Below are 16,708 nucleotides of genomic sequence, written 5' to 3'. Positions count from 1 at the left end.
CGCAGTGCGGCGGCCTGATCGTTTGTCCTGTGTGGCGTTCCCTCGGCAAGTCTCGTAAGAGGAGCCCAAGAGGATCACATGAACAGGACCGTCTTTGCCCTTCCGGCCAGAAGCGATTATCTGACCCGCGCCGGCCTTGCGATCACGCGCGTGGTGGAGCAATTCACCGGCGGTGCCAACAGGCTCGATGATCTCGTCAGCCTGCTCGACCGCCGCCGCGGCGTGGTGCTGTCCTCGGGCACGACCGTGCCCGGCCGCTATGAGAGCTTTGACCTCGGCTTCTCCGACCCGCCGCTCAAGCTCGAGACGGTCGGCTTCAACTTCACGCTCGAGGCGCTGAACGCGCGCGGGCAGGTGCTGATCGCCTTCCTCGGCGACGTCTTGCGCGAGCCCTGCGTGGTGATCTCCGAGAAGACAGCCTCGCGCCTCTCCGGCCACATCATCCGCGGTGATGCCCCGGTCGAGGAAGACCAGCGCACGCGGCGCGCCAGCGTGATGTCGCTGGTGCGCGATCTTATCGCCGCGTTCTCCGCCAATGACGATGCGCTGCTCGGCCTGTTCGGCGCCTTCGCCTACGACCTCGTCTTCCAGATCGAGGACCTCGTGCAGAAGCGAACGCGCGAAAAGGACCAGCGCGACATCGTGCTCTATGTTCCCGATCGCCTGCTCGCCTATGACCGCGCCACCGGCCGTGGCGTGGTGCTGACCTACGACTTCGCGTGGAAGGGCAAGTCCACTGAAGGCCTGCCGCGCGAGACCGCAGACAGCCCTTACCTCAAGGCGCCCCGCCAGGGCTTTGCCGATCATGCGCCCGGCGAGTATCAGGCGACGGTCGAGACGGCGCGCGCTGCCTTTGCGCGCGGCGATCTGTTCGAGGCGGTGCCCGGACAGCTCTTCGCCGAGCCGTGCGACCGTTCACCGGCCGAAGTCTTCCAGCGGCTCTGCGTCATCAATCCATCGCCCTACGGCGCGCTGATGAATCTCGGCGACGGCGAATTCCTGGTGTCGGCCTCGCCGGAAATGTTCGTGCGCTCAGACGGACGCCGAGTCGAGACCTGCCCGATCTCCGGCACGATCGCGCGCGGCACCGATGCGATCGGCGACGCCGAGCAGATCCGCCAGCTCCTGAACTCGGAAAAGGACGAGTTCGAGCTCAATATGTGCACCGACGTCGATCGCAACGACAAGGCGCGCGTCTGCGTCCCCGGCACCATCAAGGTCCTGGCGCGCCGGCAGATCGAAACGTACTCTAAACTCTTCCACACCGTCGATCATGTCGAGGGCATGCTGCGCCCCGGCTTCGACGCGCTCGATGCGTTCCTCACCCACGCCTGGGCGGTGACGGTGACCGGCGCGCCAAAGCTCTGGGCCATGCAGTTCGTCGAGGACCACGAACGCTCACCGCGGCGCTGGTACGCCGGCGCGATTGGCGCGGTGAATTTCGATGGCAGCATCAATACCGGGCTCACCATCCGCACCATCCGGATGAAAGATGGCCTCGCCGAAGTGCGCGTCGGCGCCACCTGCCTGTTCGATTCCGATCCGGCGGCCGAGGACCGCGAATGCCAGGTGAAGGCGGCTGCGCTGTTCCAGGCCCTGCGCGGCGATCCGCCAAAGCCGCTGTCGACCTTCGCGCCCGATGCGACCGGCTCGGGCAAGCAGGTGCTGCTGATCGACCACGACGACAGCTTCGTGCACATGCTCGCCGACTATTTCCGCCAGGTCGGCGCCAGCGTCACCGTGGTCCGCTATGTGCATGCGCTCGACATGCTCAAGCAGAAGAGGTGGGATTTGCTGGTGCTGTCGCCCGGACCGGGACGGCCCGAGGATTTCGGGATCAAAAAGACGATCGATGCGGCACTGGAGAAGAAGCTGCCGGTGTTCGGCGTCTGCCTCGGCGTGCAGGCGATCGGCGAATATTTTGGCGGCGAACTCGGGCAACTCGCCCATCCCGCCCATGGCCGGCCCTCGCGGGTGCAGGTGCGCGGCGGTCGCCTGATGCGCAATCTGCCGAACGAGATCGTCATCGGCCGCTATCATTCGCTCTATGTCGAGCGCGACAGCATGCCGGACGTTCTGAACGTGACCGCGAGCACCGAGGACGGCGTCGCGATGGCGCTCGAGCACAAGACGCTGCCCGTCGCCGGCGTGCAATTCCATCCGGAGTCGCTGATGTCGCTCGGCGGCGAGGTCGGCCTGCGCATCGTCGAGAACGCATTCCGGCTGGATGCGGGGACGAATTGAGTGCATGTTTTCATTTTCGTCATTCCGGGATGGTGCGTAAGCACCAGACCCGGAATCTCGAGATTCCACATTGCGCAATTGCGCAATGGGGTTCCGCTCTTCGAGCCGCCCCGGAATGACAACGAAACGAGACAACAATGACTTTTGACCACGATCTGAAGGCCAGCGTCCGCACGATTCCCGACTATCCCAAGCCTGGGATCATGTTCCGCGACATCACTACGCTGCTCGCTGACGCCCGCGCCTTCCGCCGCGCGGTCGATCAGCTCGTGCATCCCTGGGCCGGCAACAAGATCGACAAGGTCGCCGGCATGGAGGCGCGTGGGTTCATCCTCGGCGGCGCGGTGGCGCACCAGCTCTCCGCCGGCTTCGTGCCGATCCGCAAGAAGGGCAAGCTGCCGCACACCACCGTGCGCATCGCCTATTCGCTGGAGTACGGCATTGACGAGATGGAGATGCATGTTGATGCGGTCGCGCCCGGCGAGCGCGTGATCCTGGTCGATGATCTCATCGCCACCGGTGGCACCGCGGAGGGCGCGGTGAAGCTGTTGCGCCAGATCGGCGCCAATGTCATCGCCGCCTGCTTCATCATCGACCTGCCCGAGCTCGGCGGCGCCGCCAAGCTGCGCGCCATGGACGTCCCGGTCCGCACGCTGATGACGTTCGAGGGGCACTGAGCGGCCGCGGGTCGGGAATATCGCCCGGGTAATTTTTTTTTTGAATCGCTGCCAGCCGGAGAACTCGGTTCACCCCTCCCGTAGGGAGAGGTCGGATCGCATCGAAAGATGCGATCACTGAGCGCTGCGGCCCCTCACCCGGATTGCACTGGACAATGCTTCGCATCGCCAGACGCAATCCGACCTCTCCCCGCTGGGGAGAGGTAAGCACCTTGTCGCCCGACCAGACCTCATCGCACTCAGGACCGCTGCAGGATCAGGCTGAGCTCGAGCTCACGGAAGGCGAGATAGTTGCGCCGGGTCCACTGGTGCAGCTCGGTCGATGCGTCCTTCTCCTGGCGCAGATAGCCGGTGAAGGAGAAGTTCAGCCGGTCGATATAGGTCTTCAGGAAGCCGGGGAGCGCCGGCAGGCGGAACAGCCGGCCACCTTCCATCGCGGGCGGCAGCTCGCCGCGCACGACATGCTCGTTGTCCACCGTGATCAGGTTCATCCGCGGAATCTGTCCGCGCAGCATCTCATGCGCGCGGGCCGAGACGCGGTCGGTGTCGGCGACGAACAGGATCATCGGCGCGACTTGGCGGCGGGCGGCCTCCTTCAACAGGCCGATCTCGTCGGTCATCTTGAAGAACTCGTCGAAGGCGTGGAAGCCGAGGTCGATCACCTTGGCAAGGCCGTCATCGACGATGACGCGGTCCATGAGCTGCATCTTGCCGTAGGTGTCGATGACGTCGGCCGTCTCGGTAATCCGTGGCAGATAGTCGAGGAGCGACGGTTCCTTCAGATTGACGTCGAAGGCCGCGACATCGCCGTTCTTGAGCAGCAAAAATTCGCTCAAGAGCCGCGCCAGCAGCGTCTTGCCGACCTGCGGGCGGGGCGAGCAGATGATGTAGACGGGCGTCGGGGACATCGACAGCTATATCAGGCGAATTCAACGCCCAATCCAGCCGCATCCATCCGCACTGTGCAACTATTTTTCGCTGCTGCGTGCGGCGGGTTTCGAGCCAACGATGTCGGTCAGCCGGATGCGGTCGTATTCGCTCCAGACATTCGCCAGCCAGTGCCGGACATAGCCGCGCAGCACGAAGGAGTAGTTGGCGGCCTCGTCGCGGAGGCCCTTGTTGGCCACGAATTTCAGGAACGGAACGGACGAGACCTCGACCTGCTCATAGGCCATTTCGTTGAGCTTGGGGATGGTCAGCTCGGTCGCATCCTTGATGCGGTGAAAGTAGGAATTGTAGGTCGACTGGTCCCACTGGAAGAACTGGGTGTCGTTGATGAAGTTCTTCACCAGGAAATATTTTGCGCCGGTCATGTAGCCCGCGGTCTCGGCGATCTCGTCGAGCGAGGCGATCGAGGGTCCGAGGATGTGGAACACCGCGAAGGTGATCTGGCCCGCCTTGGCGGCGTCCAGGAAACCGATATCGCGCAGCGAGGCCAGCGCCGGCGAGAGCAGGCCGGCGCGGACGTCGATCACGGTCACCGACGGGCTCGCCGCGTTGAGCGTGTCGAAGATCTTCATCTGATCGGCCGTCGTCATCATGTCGACGATCTCGGTGATCTCGGGGTGGAAGCGCTTCAGGGTTCCCCGCGGCGACTCCGTATCGAAGGCGCGCGTCGGCACGTTGTTGGCTGAAAAATAATCGAGCAAGGTGCGCGATACCGTGGTCTTGCCCACTCCGCCCTTGTCCGCGCCCACCACAACCACTGCCGGCTTTGCCATTGCTGTCCCCTAACGCGCGCCCGCCGATCGCTGGTTGCGATCGGCCGGGTCCCAAATCGACTTCCCGAGTCTGCTGTTGGGCGCGAACATGGCAGAAACAAGGGAGAATTCAATTCCTCGGGGCACGGTAGCGGCAATTCCCGGTGTTTTTCCCAATCGCCGTGAAACCCGAGCGGTTTCGGCCAATGATGCACGCTCAATGACGGCCCCAGGGCCCCATCGGATTGCCGACCGCGGTTCCGGAAGGGCTCGGCGCAGGGCCCGATGCCGCATCGGCCGGCTTCCCGGCATCGTTCCATGGGCCCGTCGGCACCGGCGGCAGGGCGTCTTGCTGGTTGGCCTGGGCCTCGGGCTCTTCGGCCTCGTCGGTGGGCGTCGGCAGCCGGCCGGGGTCGTGGCCGCCGGCAAACTTGACCAGCGCGTCGACCCGCGACTTGACCGACGGGTGGGTCGCGAACAGGTCGGCAAAACCCTCGCGGGGATTGTCGACGCAGAGCTCCATCACCGCCGACGTCGCGCCCGGCAGCTCGCCGCGGCCCTCGATCTTGCGCAGGGCCGTGATCATGGCATCGGGATTCTTCGTCAACTCGACCGAGCCGGCGTCGGCGAGATATTCGCGCGAACGCGACAGCGCGAGCTTCACCACCTGCGACATCAGCCAGGCCACCACGATCAGCACGACGGCGATGATGATGACGATCACCGCGCCGCCGCCGGAGCTCTTGCTGTCGCTGCGTGAGGACGATCGCGACGAGGAGGAACCCGACGACCATGAGCCGCCGCCGGAGCTCCAGTTGAAGCTCGTGAAAAGGCGGAAGAACAGTTCGCCGAAGAAGCCGACCACGCCGGCGATGATGACGGCGACCACCATGAGCTGCACGTCGCCGTTCTTGATGTGGGTCAGCTCGTGACCCAGCACCGCCTCGATCTCCTGGTCGTTCAGCGCCTTCAGGAGACCCGTGGTGACGGTGATCGCATATTGCCGTGGGTTGAGGCCGGTCGCGAAGGCGTTGAGCGCCGGGCTCTCCATGATCTTCAGCTTCGGCATCGTGATGCCGCGCGAGATGCAGAGATTTTCGAGCAGATTGTAGAGCCGCGGCTGTTCCTGACGGGTGACGTTATGACCGCCAGTGACGGCGTCGATCATCGACTGATGGAAGAAGTAGGCGATCACGATCCATGCGATTGTCGCGATGGTTGCGAAGGGCGAGGCGACGATCAGGTCGTGGAAGGCGTGGCTGAGGTAGAAGCTGACGGTCCGATTGCTGTCGATGACGACTTCGGCGATCAGCGCGCCGGCGAAGACCAGCACGTAGACCAGCATGAACAGGCCGGCGAGCAGCACCATCGAACGGAACTTGTTCGAGACGATATGCGTGTAGAGACCATACGCGGCCATGGCTGCTTCCGTTAGCTCCTGTCATTCCGGGGCAGGCCGAATGCGTGAACCCGCAACCTGGAGCTTAGTGTCTCGATCGAGAGTCCGGGTTCGCGCCGCGCCCCGGAATGACGAAGGTGAGAAGAAGTGCCGATCACGCTGCGATCAGAACTTCACCTGTGGCGTTGCCTCGACCTCGGTGCGGCTCGCGCCGAGATCGAAGAAGTCCTTCCTGGTGAAGCCGAACATGCCGGCGAACAGCGCGGCGGGCATCTGCTGGATGCCGGTGTTGTATTCCTGGACCGCGTTGTTGAAGAACCGGCGGCTCGCCGCGATCTTGTTCTCGAGGTCGGAGAGCTCGCTGGCGAGCTGCTGGAAATTGGCATTGGCCTTGAGGTCGGGATAGGCCTCCGACAGCGCGATCAGCCGGCCGAGCGCGCCGGAGAGCTGGTTCTCGGCCGCGGAGACCTGCGCCGGTCCCTGCGCCGACATTGCCGAGTTGCGCGCCTTGATGACGTCGTCGAGCGTGCCGCGCTCATGCGAGGCGTAACCCTTCACCGTCTCGACCAGGTTCGGGATCAGGTCGTGGCGCTGCTTGAGCTGCACGTCGATGTCGGCGAAGGCCTGGCCGACGCGCTGGCTCAGCGCCACCAGCCGGTTGTAGGCGCCGAAGGCGAACAGCACGAGGACGACGATAACGCCGAGAACGATCCAGCCGGTCGACATGGAGAACTCCTGAAGGGGATTGAGGCGGGCAGGGTAAACCAGAACGGCGCCGGACGGCAGGCCGGCGCGGAGGGGAGGTAAGACTTGGTCGGATGTCGACCCATCCGAGTTCAAGGGAAAAGCAGCGAAAGAGGTTAACTTTCGGACATGACGGCGTCGCCCCAGCGCCAGCGCCGGGCGTCCGCATAAGCGGCCTTGTCGCGCCGCGGGACCTTCGTCAATGCGACACCGCTCTCGGTGCAGAGCTTCGCCGTGATCTCGACCTTGCCGACATCCGGCGGCGCCAGCACGCGCGAGGCGCGTCCTGCGGGCGGCGTGCGGGTCAGCGCGACATAGATGAACCTCTCGTCCTCGAACGGCACCTCGGCGCCCTTGATCTGCCGGTGCGCCTGGGAGCGCGGCAGGCGCTGGGAGAAATGGCACCAGTCGGGCGCGGTGAGCGGACAGGGCTTTTCGTGCGGGCAGGGGGCTGCGACATAGGCGCCTGCGGCGATCAGCTGCTGGCGTTGTGCGAGGATGCGTGCATAGCCGGCCGGCGTGCCGGGCTCGATCACGAGAAGCGCGTGGCGCGCTTTCGCCCACATTGTCTCTGTGAGCGCGCGCTGGTCGCTCTCACCGAGCTCGCCGATGACGTAGCTCGCAATCACGATGTCGGCGGCCGGGACTTCGGCGAGGTTCGTGCCGGCATCACCCGGCAAATAGCGGCAATCCGCCAATCGCGCGCTGTCGCGTGCAAGCTCAAGCGCGAGCCGGCTCAGCGTCCCGTTGGCGTCGAGCAGGGTGAAGTCCTGCAATGACGGAAAGGCCTCCGCAGCGGCCCAGCTCGCGGTGCCGGGACCGGCGCCGACGTCGAGCAGCGTTTCCGGGGCGAAATCCGGCACGATCTCGGTCAGCGCGTTCAGGCTTGCGGCTACGGCCGCGTAGGTCGCCGGCATCCGCGCGAGCGCATAGGCAAGCCCGTCGGCCTCGGACTTGATGGTGCCCGAGCCGCCGCCTGCGCGATAGGTGCTGGAGATTTGCGATGACCGCCGCGCCGCGTCGGTGCGGGAAAAGCCCTGGAGCTTGCCGTCGAGTGCGGCCTTGAGCTCAGCGGGAAGGGAAGGAGAGATCATCATCCGTGGTCATGCCCCGCGCAGGCGGGGCATCCAGTACTCCGAGACAATGCCGTCAACCGAGAGGCCGCGGCGTACTGGATCATCCGCCTTCGCGGATGATGACGTCAATGCTTGCGGCGCGAGATTCCGGGTTCTCGCTTCGCGAGCCCCGGAATGACGCCCGAAATCTCACGCCACGTTCTGGTCGAGGATGTCGACGGCTTCTTGCAGGCTCACCGATACGAGCTGCGAGACGCCGCGCTCGGCCATGGTAACGCCGAACAGCCGGTTCATCCGCGCCATCGTGATCGGATTGTGCGTGATGATGATGAAGCGCGTGTCGGTCGAGCCGGTCATCTCGTGCAGCAGGTTGCAATAGCGCTCGACGTTGTGATCGTCGAGCGGTGCGTCGACTTCGTCCAGCACGCAGATCGGCGACGGGTTGGTGAGGAACACCGCGAAGATCAGCGCCATGGCGGTGAGCGCCTGTTCGCCGCCCGAGAGCAGCGACAGCGTCTGCGGCTTCTTGCCCGGGGGCTTTGCGATGATCTCGAGTCCGGCCTCCAGCGGGTCGTCGCTCTCGATCAGATGCAGCGCCGCCTCACCGCCGCCGAACAGCTCGACGAACAGGCGCTTGAAGTGGTTGTTGACGACCTCGAACGAGGTCAACAGCCGCTCGCGGGCCTCCTTGTTGAGGCTCTGGATGCCCTGGCGCAGCCGCTTGATGGCTTCGACGAGGTCGTCGCGCTCGGTGACCAGGCCGGTGTGCTGGCCCTCGACCTCGCGCAGCTCTTCCTCGGCGCGCAGGTTCACCGCACCCAGGCGCTCGCGGTCGCGGCGCATCTTTTCGAGATCCTCCTCGATCTCGTGCAGCGGCGGCAACTCGGCGCCGGGCTCGATCTCGGCGAGGCCCGCGACGGCCTGCGGCTCGACTTCCAGCATGTCGCGGATTTCGCGCTCGATGTCCTCGAGCCGGCGCCGCGCGCCTTCCATGCGCTCCTCGGCGCGCGCGGTCGCCTCGCGTGCGCTCGACAGCGCTTCGAGCGTCAACTTCGCGGCGCGGTCGGTCTCTGCCATGGCGGTTTCCGCGGTCGCAAGCGCATCGGCAGCGATGCGGCGCTCGTTCTCGGCGTATTCGATCTCGGTGATCAGCGCGCTGCGCTTCTCGGCGAACACGGCCGGCGCGTTTTCGAGATCGCTGCGCTCGATCGAGACCTCGGTGATGCGGGCCTGGATGGTGTCGATGTGGGAGGTCGCGCTCCCCTTGCGGTTCTGCCACTCGGTCCGCTCGGCGAGGATCGCCTGCACGCGGCGGTCGGCGAGCTCCGCTTCGCGCGCCAGCGCCTGTGCCTCGGCGCGGACCTGGGCCGCCATGCGGCGATGGCCCTCGATGTCGCTGCGAACGGCGGCGAGCTGGGTTTCGGTGTCTTCGCTCGACGGGAGTTCGGTGATCGCGGCCGCCGCATATTCATGCGCGGCTTCGGCCTCGGCGCGGTCGGCGGCGAGGCGGCTGTGCGCCTCGATGAGCGCCGATTTGCGGGCGGCGCGACGGTTGATCTCGCGTTCGGCCGTGGCATGGCGCTCGCGCGCGGCGTTCAGCTCGCGCTGCGCGGCGCGCCAGGCTTCACGCGAGGCGCCTTCAGTGCTGGCGGCCATCTGCAGTTCGGCCTCGGCATTCTCCAGCGCCTGACGCTTGATCTGCGCGTCGATGCGGGCCTGCTCAAGCTCGTTCTCGATGTCGACGAGGCGGGCGCGCTCGGCAAGACGCCGGGCCGCGCCGGTCGGCGCGTGAGCTGCCGCGACAAAACCGTCCCAGCGCCAGACGTCGCCCTCGGGCGAGACCAGCCGCTGGCCGGTCTTGAGCTGCGAGACCAGCTCCGCGCCGCGCTCGCGCGGCACCACGCCGATCTGTGCGAGGCGGCGCGCCAGCTCGGCCGGCGCCTGCACATGGTTGGCGAGCGGCACGACGCCGTCGGGCAGCGCCGGATCGCCTTCGGTGACGCCGGCATTGGTCCAGCGCATCGGCGCCGACGGATCGACCGGCGCGTCGAGATCGTCGCCGAGTGCGGCACCGATCGCCTTTTCAAAACCCTTGTCGACGGTGATGCCGTCGATGATCGGCGGCCACAGATTCTTGGTCTCGCCGTTGACGATCTTGGAGATCGTGCGCGCCTCGGTCTCGAGCCGCTGCACGCGCTTGTCGGCCTCGTTCAGCGGCGAGCGCGAGGATTCCAGCGTCTGGCGCGCGGCGACATGGGCGGCTTCGCTCGCCTGGGCTGCGGCTTCCGAGGCCACGAGCGTCTGTTCCGCGTTCTCGACCGCCGCGGTCAGCTCGTCGAGATCGCCGAAGCCGCCGGTCTCCTCCGCGAGCTTCTGCTCCTCGGCAGCGACATTCGCGATTTCCTGATCGAGTCGGGCGAGCTTGTCGCGGTGGGTGCGGACATTCGCCTCGAGCTGGTTGCGCTTGGCCGTGAGGTCGGCGAGCGAAGTGGTGAGCTCGGCGAAGCGCTGCTCGACTTCGGCGAGCGTCGCCTCGGCCTCGGCCACGCGCTCATCGACGCCGGAGCGCTTCTCGACGCGCGACTTGATCTCTTCCTTCAGCTCGGCGTCTTCGGTGTCGAGCCGCTGCAGCGCGACGTCGGCGTCCATGGTCTGCTGCTGGGCGCGGGCGATGTCGCCTTCGAACTGCGTCAGCCGGCGCTCGAGCTCGGCGACGCGCTCCTTGGCGCGCTCTTCCTCGCGATCGAGCAGTTCGCGTGCATTGGTCAGACGCTGGAGCCCGGCCGCGGCGCGGGCTTCGGCGTCGCGCAGCGCCGGCATCTCCGCGGCGCGGATCGCCTGGATGCGGGCGGCCTCCGCCTGGTGCTGGGTGCGCTCAGCCATCTCGCGGACAGCGAGATCATGGGTCTGGCCGGAATCGTTGACCTCGGCATGGGCCCCGATGCAGCGCAGATGGAACAGCGTCGCTTCCGCTTTGCGGACCTTGGCCGCGACCTCGCGATAGCGCACGGCCTGGCGGGCCTGCTTCTTCAGGCCTTCCATCTGGCCGGAGAGCTGACCGATCACGTCCTCGACGCGGGTGAGGTTGGTTTCGGCCGCCTTCAGCCGCAGCTCGGCTTCGTGGCGGCGGGCGTGGAGGCCGGCGACGCCGGCGGCGTCTTCCAGCACGCGGCGGCGCTGCTCGGGCTTGGCCTGGATGATCTCGCCGATCTTGCCCTGGTGGACGAGGGCCGGCGAGCGCGCGCCGGTGGCGGCATCGGCAAACAGGATCTGCACGTCGCGGGCCCGCACGTCGCGGCCATTGATGCGATAGACCGAGCCGGCCTCGCGCTCGATGCGGCGGGAGATTTCAAGAAGCTGGCTGTCGTTCATCGCCGCCGGCGCGGTGCGATCGGCGTTGTCGATCGTCATCGTCACTTCGGCGTGGTTGCGTGCCGGGCGGTTGCCGGAGCCTGCGAAGATCACCGCGTCCATATCGGCCGCGCGCAGCGATTTGTGCGAGGTCTCGCCCATCGCCCAGCGCAGCGCTTCCACCAGATTCGACTTACCGCAGCCGTTGGGCCCGACCACGCCGGTCAGGCCGGCCTCGATCACGAAGTCGGTGGGCTCAACGAAAGACTTGAAGCCATGAAGGCGCAGGCGGGTGATCTTCATAAACACGCATCTCTGTTGACAGGGCGCGAATCTCCCTGCCGGGACAATACCATAGAAGGCAATGTCGCTGTCTGGACGAGTCGCTCAAGGCAACTCATGCGGCTGGACAATGGCCGCGCCGCGCGGCGAGGGCAACCTGCGAAAGCCGCTTTTCCCAAGGGATTTGTGACGGGAATGATACGGCTAGAGCTACGCGAATCAGGCCTCGCGCGCGCGAATCACTTCTCAAATCAGGTCTTGAGCAGCGGGTTGATCTTCTTCGCGAATTCCTCGAACGAGGCCTCGCCCTTGATCTTCTCGCCGTTGATGAAGAAGGTCGGCGTGGAATCGACCTTCAAGACGTCGCTCGCATATTTCTGGTCGGCGGCGATCTTGTCGAGCAACGCCTGGTCCTTCAGGCAGGCCTCGACCTGCTGCTGGGTGAGTCCGGCCTGCTTGCCGATCCGCGTCAGCGTCTCCGTAGTGTTCTTCGTCACCCAGTCGCTCTGCTGGCGGAACAGCATGTCGGTCACCGCGAAATATTTCTGCGCGTCGCCATTGGCGATGCAGCGCGACAGCATCGAGCCGGCGGCGGCTTTGATGTCGAGCGGGAACTCGCGGAAGATGTAACGCACCTTGCCGGTGTCGATGTATTCCGACTTGATCTTGGGGAACACCTGCTCGTTGAAGGCGGCGCAGTGCGGGCAGGTCATCGAGGCGAATTCGGTGATCGTGACCGCTGCATCCTTCGGGCCCAGCGCCATGTCGGACAGCGACACCGGCTTGGCCACATCGGCGGCGGTCTGCGCCATGGCCTCGGTGATGAACCGCAGCGGAGAGAACCCGGCAAGCGCAGCAAGCCCGGTCAGCGACAGCATCGTGGTGAAGGCGCGGCGGGTGATGATCAAGGTCGGCTCCCGGATTGGCGTGGTCTCGCCCGAGGTTCCCTTCTCGGGCGGCCTGTCGCTAGCTTGAAACGTCGTTTGAGGCAATGGCGAGCCGCAAGGACGGGTCCAGATTAGGCGCGCAATAAGGCTCAATTTCGCTTGATTGCGGCCCCGAGGCGCGCCAGCGCCGTCTTCAATTGTTCATCTTCGATGTCGGTGAGGCTCTCCGCCACCTTGGCGACCGTCTTCGGGTCCGGCGGGCCGGGCCTGACCGGTCGCCGGGACCGTGACAGGGGGGCCTGGCGGAAGGCGAGCTTGCCGACCGCGCTCCAGCCGAGGAAGCGGTTGACCCGTTCCAGGATGACGTCGGCGGAGTGCTGGATTTCCAGCGCCATCGGCCCCTCGACCCGCAGCACCAGCGTCGCCGGCTCCTGCGGCTGGCCCTCCACCGGCCGCGGCCATCGCATCTTCAATGGCTCCGCATGGGCTGCGATCTCCGGCCCGGCGATCTGCGCCCACCGCGTCACCAGCTCGCGCGCGGCAAAGCCCTGCTTGGCATAGGCCTCGGCGAAGACATCGTTGAGGAGAATCGAAAGCGGCTTGGCGCTGATGGGGCCGGGTTTGGACATGGGGGCCAGCTATGCTGCCGCGCGAGGGCGGATGGACTTCAGGTCGCGGTCGATCTCGCGCCGTCGTTGCATGAGATCGTAGTCCATCTGCAGCCCCAGGAAAAAGCCTTCCGATAGACCAAAATAACGGGCGAGCCGCAGGTCCGTATCTGCCGTGATGTCACGCTTGCCGAGGACGATTTCGTTGATGCGCCGCGGCGGCACGTGAACGGCGCGCGCCAGCGCGTTCTGGCTGAGATCCATGGGTTTCAAAAACTCCTCCAGCAGGATTTCGCCCGGGTGGGGATTGCGGAGTAACCCGGTCTTAGCTGTGGTAGTCGACGATTTCGACATCTCTCGGTCCTCCCTCGTCCCAAACAAAGCAGAAGCGCCACTGATCGTTGATCCGGATCGGATGTTGGCCGTGACGGTCGGCTTTCAGGGCCTCGAGCCGATTGCCGGGGAACCCTCAGATCGGCCAAAACCCGTGCCTGATTCAACAGACGCAGCTTCCGCAAAGCGGCATTCTGAATGTCGGGCGGCAATTTTCGACTTCGACGCCCGGACCAGATCAACTCTGTCTCGGCGTTTGCGAAGCTCTGGATCATGTTCGTGTATAACGTAGGGCGTTATAGGGCGCAATGTTCTGGTCGCGCTGGCCACAGGACGAATCCTTCTTTAGTAAAGGCGAATGCCCTCACCGATGGCGCTCAAGAAGGAACGGAGTCCGGCGGCGAACACCTCGCCGGCCCGCCCCAAATTGCTGCTCGACTGGTACGACCGCCATCGCCGCAGGCTGCCGTGGCGCGCGGCGCCGGGCGAGACGGCGGATCCCTACCGCGTCTGGCTGTCGGAGATCATGCTCCAGCAGACCACGGTGAAAGCCGTCGGGCCGTATTTCGAAAAATTCGTCGCGCGCTGGCCGGATGTCACGGCGCTCGGGCGGGCTTCGCTCGATGACGTGCTGCGGATGTGGGCCGGGCTCGGCTATTACTCGCGTGCGCGCAACCTCTATGCCTGCGCGGTGGCCGTCGCGCGAGACCATGGCGGCGAGTTTCCAGACACGGAGGAAGGGCTGCGCGCGCTGCCGGGCATCGGGCCCTACACGGCGGCGGCGATCGCCGCGATCGCTTTCGACCGCCGCACCATGCCGGTCGACGGCAATATCGAGCGGGTGGTGTCGCGCCTGTTCGCCGTCGAGGAGGAGCTGCCCCAGGCAAAACCTCTGATCCGGCAATTGGCGGCGACGTTGCTCGCTGACTCCCGCGCTGGCGATAGTGCGCAGGCGTTGATGGATCTCGGTGCTTCGATCTGCACGCCGAAGAAGCCGGCCTGTTCACTGTGTCCGCTGAATGAGGATTGCGCGGCGCGTGCGCAAGCGACGCAGGAAACATTTCCGCGCAAGGCGCCGAAGAAGAGTGGGACGTTACGACGCGGCGCCGCCTTCGTCGTCATGCGCGGTGACGAGCTCCTCGTCCGCACGCGGCCGGAGAAGGGATTGCTCGGCGGCATGACCGAGGTGCCGGGCTCGGACTGGCTCGCCGGTCAGGACGACAAGGTGGCGAAAGAGCAGGCGCCGGAGCTGAAGGGACTTTCACGCTGGCAGCGGAGGCTCGGCGTGGTCACCCACGTCTTCACGCATTTTCCGCTGGAGCTCGTGGTCTACACCGCCCGCGCCGAGGCCCGCACGCGTGCGCCAGAAGGCATGCGCTGGGTGGCGATCGCGACCCTTGCCGACGAAGCGCTGCCCAACGTCATGCGCAAGGTGATCGCGCACGCGCTGGACCGCTAGCCGACCATCCTGCTGACACAAGGTTGTCAGCAGGCCTGCGTTACGAGCGAGCGGCAACGGAGGCTCGCATGGTCAAGACCGCGCTCGACAACTTTCCCAGACCACCCTGCGCCGAACTGTTGGGATGGCGCCTGCTCGATGCTCGCCCCGAGCAGGGCTGGATCAAGCTCGCCTTTGATGGAAAGCGCGAGTTCTGCAACCCCGCCGGCTTCATCCAGGGCGGCATGCTCTCGGCCATGCTCGACGACACGATGGGGCCCGCCGTGCTCGTTATGAGCGAGGGCCGGCTCTACACCACCACCATCAGCATGACCGTGAACTTCCTCAGCCCCGCAAAGCCCGGGACGATCATCGGTGAGGCGACGGTGACGCAACTCGGCAAGACCATCGCCTTCGTCGAGGCCAAGCTGATGGCCGAGGACGGCACCGTGCTTGCGACGGCTACGACGAGCGAGCGGCTGCTGGAAGCGGCGAGGGTCGTGCGGTAGGTCTCGCCACGCACTCCATCTTCCTTCTCCCCTTGTGGGAGAAGGTGGCGCGAAGCGCCGGATGAGGGGTTTCTCTCCGCGAATTCAAATCTAGAGTGAGACTCAGAGTGAGACTCGCGGAGAGAGACCCCTCACCCGGCTTCGCTTCGCGAAGCCACGCTCTCCCACAAGGGGAGAGGGTGCAGCGTCAACGCCTCGCGAAGTCGATCACCTACGTGCCGGCGCGCGCATCCGCCTTCACGATCGGCGGCTTGGCATTCAGCGCTTCGACCTGGAAGCCGGCGACACGCTTGTAGTTCGCGGCGATGTCCTCCAGCTCCTTCTGCGAGAGCACGTCGGTGACGACGTTGTAGCCGTCGGGCGCGCGCTCCTCGACGAGCTGCATCACCTGCTCGGGGCCGTTCTTGCGGTTGAGCAGGACGAGGTCGGTGGTCGCCGGCCGGCGCTCGGCTTCATAGGCGAGCAGCGCCGCCTGCGTCGGTCCATGCGCCAGGATCTCGCGCGTGATGACGCGGGCATCGAGGATCGCCTGCGAGGCGCCGTTCGATCCGATCGGATACATCGGATGCGCCGCATCGCCCATCAGTGTGACGCGGCCGAAGGTCCATTGCGACACGGGATCGCGGTCGACCAGCGGATACTCGTAGGCGTGCGGGCAGTTCCGGATCAGGCCGGGCACGTCGAGCCAATCGAACTGCCAGCTTTCGAACCAGGGCAGGAACTCTTCCAGCCGCGCGGTGCGGTTATAGTCCTCGCGGCGCCACTGATAGGTCGGCGGCATGTGCCGCTCGGCGACCCAGTTGATCTGGTGGTTGCCGGACGCGTCCGGTTCCTTCGTGATCGGATAGCAGACGAATTTCAGGATCTCGTGGCCGGCCATGATCATGGTGCGGCCGGTGAGGAAGGCCTTTGCCGGCGTCACGCCGCGCCAGAGGATGCGGCCGTTCCAGATCGGTGGTCCCTCCTGCGGATAGAGCTTTTCGCGCGCGGCGGAATGAATGCCATCGGCGGCGATCAGGATCGCGCCTTCGTAGGCGCCGGCAGGCCTGCCGGTTGCCCTGTCGATGAAGTCGGCGCGCACGCCGTCCGCGGTTTCGCTCCAGCCGGTCAGATGATGGCTGGTCCGGATGTTGTCGCGGCCGAGCCGCTCGATCGCGGTGTCGAGCAGGAGCTGCTGCAGGATGCCGCGATGGATCGAGAATTGCGGCCATTTATAGCCGGCTTCCAGTCCGCGCGGCTCGCTCCAGATCGGGTTGCCGTGCTTGGAGAAGTAGGCGAGCTCGCGGGTGCGCACGCCGCTCGCATCGAGCTTGTCCATCAGCCCGAGCTCGATCAGCTCGCGCACCGCATGCGGCAGCACATTGATGCCGACGCCGAGCGGCTTCAGTTCCGCAACGCTCTCGAATACCTTTACGGGAACGCCGATCTGATGCAGGCTGAGCGCAAGCGTCAGCCCGCCG

14 protein-coding genes and 1 pseudogene are annotated in these 16,708 nt (G+C 65.7%); 4 read left to right on the top strand and 11 right to left on the bottom strand.

Features of this window, described 5'->3' with window-relative positions; genetic code table 11:
- The first annotated feature begins 78 nt into the window (after positions 1-78).
- Positions 79-2,244: an anthranilate synthase component I gene (locus tag AYJ54_RS36690; protein ID WP_063707001.1), complete on the top strand. Its 2,166-nt coding sequence runs from the start codon at positions 79-81 to the stop codon at positions 2,242-2,244.
- A 137-nt stretch (positions 2,245-2,381) separates the two neighbouring features.
- On the top strand, positions 2,382-2,921 hold the full coding sequence (locus tag AYJ54_RS36685; RefSeq protein ID WP_027553827.1) for an adenine phosphoribosyltransferase: 540 nt from the start codon (positions 2,382-2,384) through the stop codon (positions 2,919-2,921).
- Positions 2,922-3,160: 239 nt separating this feature from the next.
- Here AYJ54_RS36685 and AYJ54_RS36680 read toward each other — a convergent pair whose 3' ends face one another.
- From AYJ54_RS36680 to AYJ54_RS48265, 10 genes and pseudogenes are all read right to left on the bottom strand, one after another.
- Complete coding sequence (locus tag AYJ54_RS36680; RefSeq protein WP_063706999.1) at positions 3,161-3,829, bottom strand: hypothetical protein; 669 nt, start codon at positions 3,827-3,829, stop codon at positions 3,161-3,163.
- A 60-nt stretch (positions 3,830-3,889) separates the two neighbouring features.
- Positions 3,890-4,642, bottom strand: a complete 753-nt coding sequence (locus AYJ54_RS36675) for a P-loop NTPase family protein (protein ID WP_063706997.1) — start codon at positions 4,640-4,642, stop codon at positions 3,890-3,892.
- 196 nt (positions 4,643-4,838) lie between these two features.
- Positions 4,839-6,041 (bottom strand): M48 family metallopeptidase, encoded by a 1,203-nt coding sequence (locus AYJ54_RS36670; RefSeq protein WP_063706995.1) that lies wholly within the window; start codon positions 6,039-6,041, stop codon positions 4,839-4,841.
- A 144-nt stretch (positions 6,042-6,185) separates the two neighbouring features.
- Positions 6,186-6,746: a LemA family protein gene (locus AYJ54_RS36665; RefSeq protein ID WP_063706993.1), complete on the bottom strand. Its 561-nt coding sequence runs from the start codon at positions 6,744-6,746 to the stop codon at positions 6,186-6,188.
- A gap of 134 nt (positions 6,747-6,880) precedes the next feature.
- Complete coding sequence (locus tag AYJ54_RS36660) at positions 6,881-7,861, bottom strand: small ribosomal subunit Rsm22 family protein (protein WP_063706991.1); 981 nt, start codon at positions 7,859-7,861, stop codon at positions 6,881-6,883.
- 168 nt (positions 7,862-8,029) lie between these two features.
- Positions 8,030-11,494 carry a chromosome segregation protein SMC gene (gene smc, locus AYJ54_RS36655; protein WP_063706989.1) on the bottom strand — a complete coding sequence of 1,155 codons (3,465 nt, stop codon included), beginning with the start codon at positions 11,492-11,494 and terminating at the stop codon, positions 8,030-8,032.
- 230 nt (positions 11,495-11,724) lie between these two features.
- A complete protein-coding gene (locus AYJ54_RS36650) occupies positions 11,725-12,381 on the bottom strand; it encodes a DsbA family protein (RefSeq protein WP_063707114.1) in 657 nt (218 codons plus the stop codon).
- A gap of 128 nt (positions 12,382-12,509) precedes the next feature.
- Positions 12,510-12,989: a DUF721 domain-containing protein gene (locus AYJ54_RS36645; RefSeq protein WP_063706987.1), complete on the bottom strand. Its 480-nt coding sequence runs from the start codon at positions 12,987-12,989 to the stop codon at positions 12,510-12,512.
- A gap of 9 nt (positions 12,990-12,998) precedes the next feature.
- Positions 12,999-13,322, bottom strand: a complete 324-nt coding sequence (locus tag AYJ54_RS36640) for a HigA family addiction module antitoxin (RefSeq protein ID WP_063707111.1) — start codon at positions 13,320-13,322, stop codon at positions 12,999-13,001.
- Positions 13,294-13,576, bottom strand: a pseudogene (locus tag AYJ54_RS48265) (type II toxin-antitoxin system RelE/ParE family toxin). Before AYJ54_RS48265 ends, AYJ54_RS36640 begins: the two are co-directional and overlap by 29 nt.
- A gap of 83 nt (positions 13,577-13,659) precedes the next feature.
- Between AYJ54_RS48265 and mutY the strand changes: the two are divergent.
- Both mutY and AYJ54_RS36630 read left to right on the top strand, forming a co-directional pair.
- A complete protein-coding gene (mutY, locus tag AYJ54_RS36635; protein WP_063706985.1) occupies positions 13,660-14,760 on the top strand; it encodes an A/G-specific adenine glycosylase in 1,101 nt (366 codons plus the stop codon).
- A 68-nt stretch (positions 14,761-14,828) separates the two neighbouring features.
- Positions 14,829-15,248 carry a PaaI family thioesterase gene (locus tag AYJ54_RS36630; protein ID WP_063706983.1) on the top strand — a complete coding sequence of 140 codons (420 nt, stop codon included), beginning with the start codon at positions 14,829-14,831 and terminating at the stop codon, positions 15,246-15,248.
- Positions 15,249-15,459: 211 nt separating this feature from the next.
- On the opposite strand, the gene AYJ54_RS36625 is transcribed toward AYJ54_RS36630, so the two are convergent.
- On the bottom strand, positions 15,460-16,708 hold a 1,249-nt coding region (locus tag AYJ54_RS36625; RefSeq protein WP_063706981.1), incomplete at its 5' end, for a flavin-dependent oxidoreductase.

Origin of the sequence: Bradyrhizobium centrolobii, from assembly GCF_001641635.1 — a bacterium.
In the GTDB taxonomy this organism is placed as follows: Bacteria; Pseudomonadota; Alphaproteobacteria; order Rhizobiales; family Xanthobacteraceae; genus Bradyrhizobium; species Bradyrhizobium centrolobii.
This window is presented reverse-complemented; position numbering and strand designations above follow the sequence as displayed.

Bases quoted from the DNA above. Each gene is read 5' to 3' on its own strand.
- AYJ54_RS36690 (WP_063707001.1), top strand. From the start codon at position 79: ATGAACAGGACCGTCTTTGCCCTTCCGGCCAGAAGCGATTATCTGACC.
- AYJ54_RS36685 (WP_027553827.1), top strand. From the start codon at position 2,382: ATGACTTTTGACCACGATCTGAAGGCCAGCGTCCGCACGATTCCCGAC.
- AYJ54_RS36680 (WP_063706999.1), bottom strand. From the start codon at position 3,829: ATGTCCCCGACGCCCGTCTACATCATCTGCTCGCCCCGCCCGCAGGTC.
- AYJ54_RS36675 (WP_063706997.1), bottom strand. From the start codon at position 4,642: ATGGCAAAGCCGGCAGTGGTTGTGGTGGGCGCGGACAAGGGCGGAGTG.
- AYJ54_RS36670 (WP_063706995.1), bottom strand. From the start codon at position 6,041: ATGGCCGCGTATGGTCTCTACACGCATATCGTCTCGAACAAGTTCCGT.
- AYJ54_RS36665 (WP_063706993.1), bottom strand. From the start codon at position 6,746: ATGTCGACCGGCTGGATCGTTCTCGGCGTTATCGTCGTCCTCGTGCTG.
- AYJ54_RS36660 (WP_063706991.1), bottom strand. From the start codon at position 7,861: ATGATGATCTCTCCTTCCCTTCCCGCTGAGCTCAAGGCCGCACTCGAC.
- smc (WP_063706989.1), bottom strand. From the start codon at position 11,494: ATGAAGATCACCCGCCTGCGCCTTCATGGCTTCAAGTCTTTCGTTGAG.
- AYJ54_RS36645 (WP_063706987.1), bottom strand. From the start codon at position 12,989: ATGTCCAAACCCGGCCCCATCAGCGCCAAGCCGCTTTCGATTCTCCTC.
- AYJ54_RS36640 (WP_063707111.1), bottom strand. From the start codon at position 13,322: ATGTCGAAATCGTCGACTACCACAGCTAAGACCGGGTTACTCCGCAAT.
- mutY (WP_063706985.1), top strand. From the start codon at position 13,660: ATGCCCTCACCGATGGCGCTCAAGAAGGAACGGAGTCCGGCGGCGAAC.
- AYJ54_RS36630 (WP_063706983.1), top strand. From the start codon at position 14,829: ATGGTCAAGACCGCGCTCGACAACTTTCCCAGACCACCCTGCGCCGAA.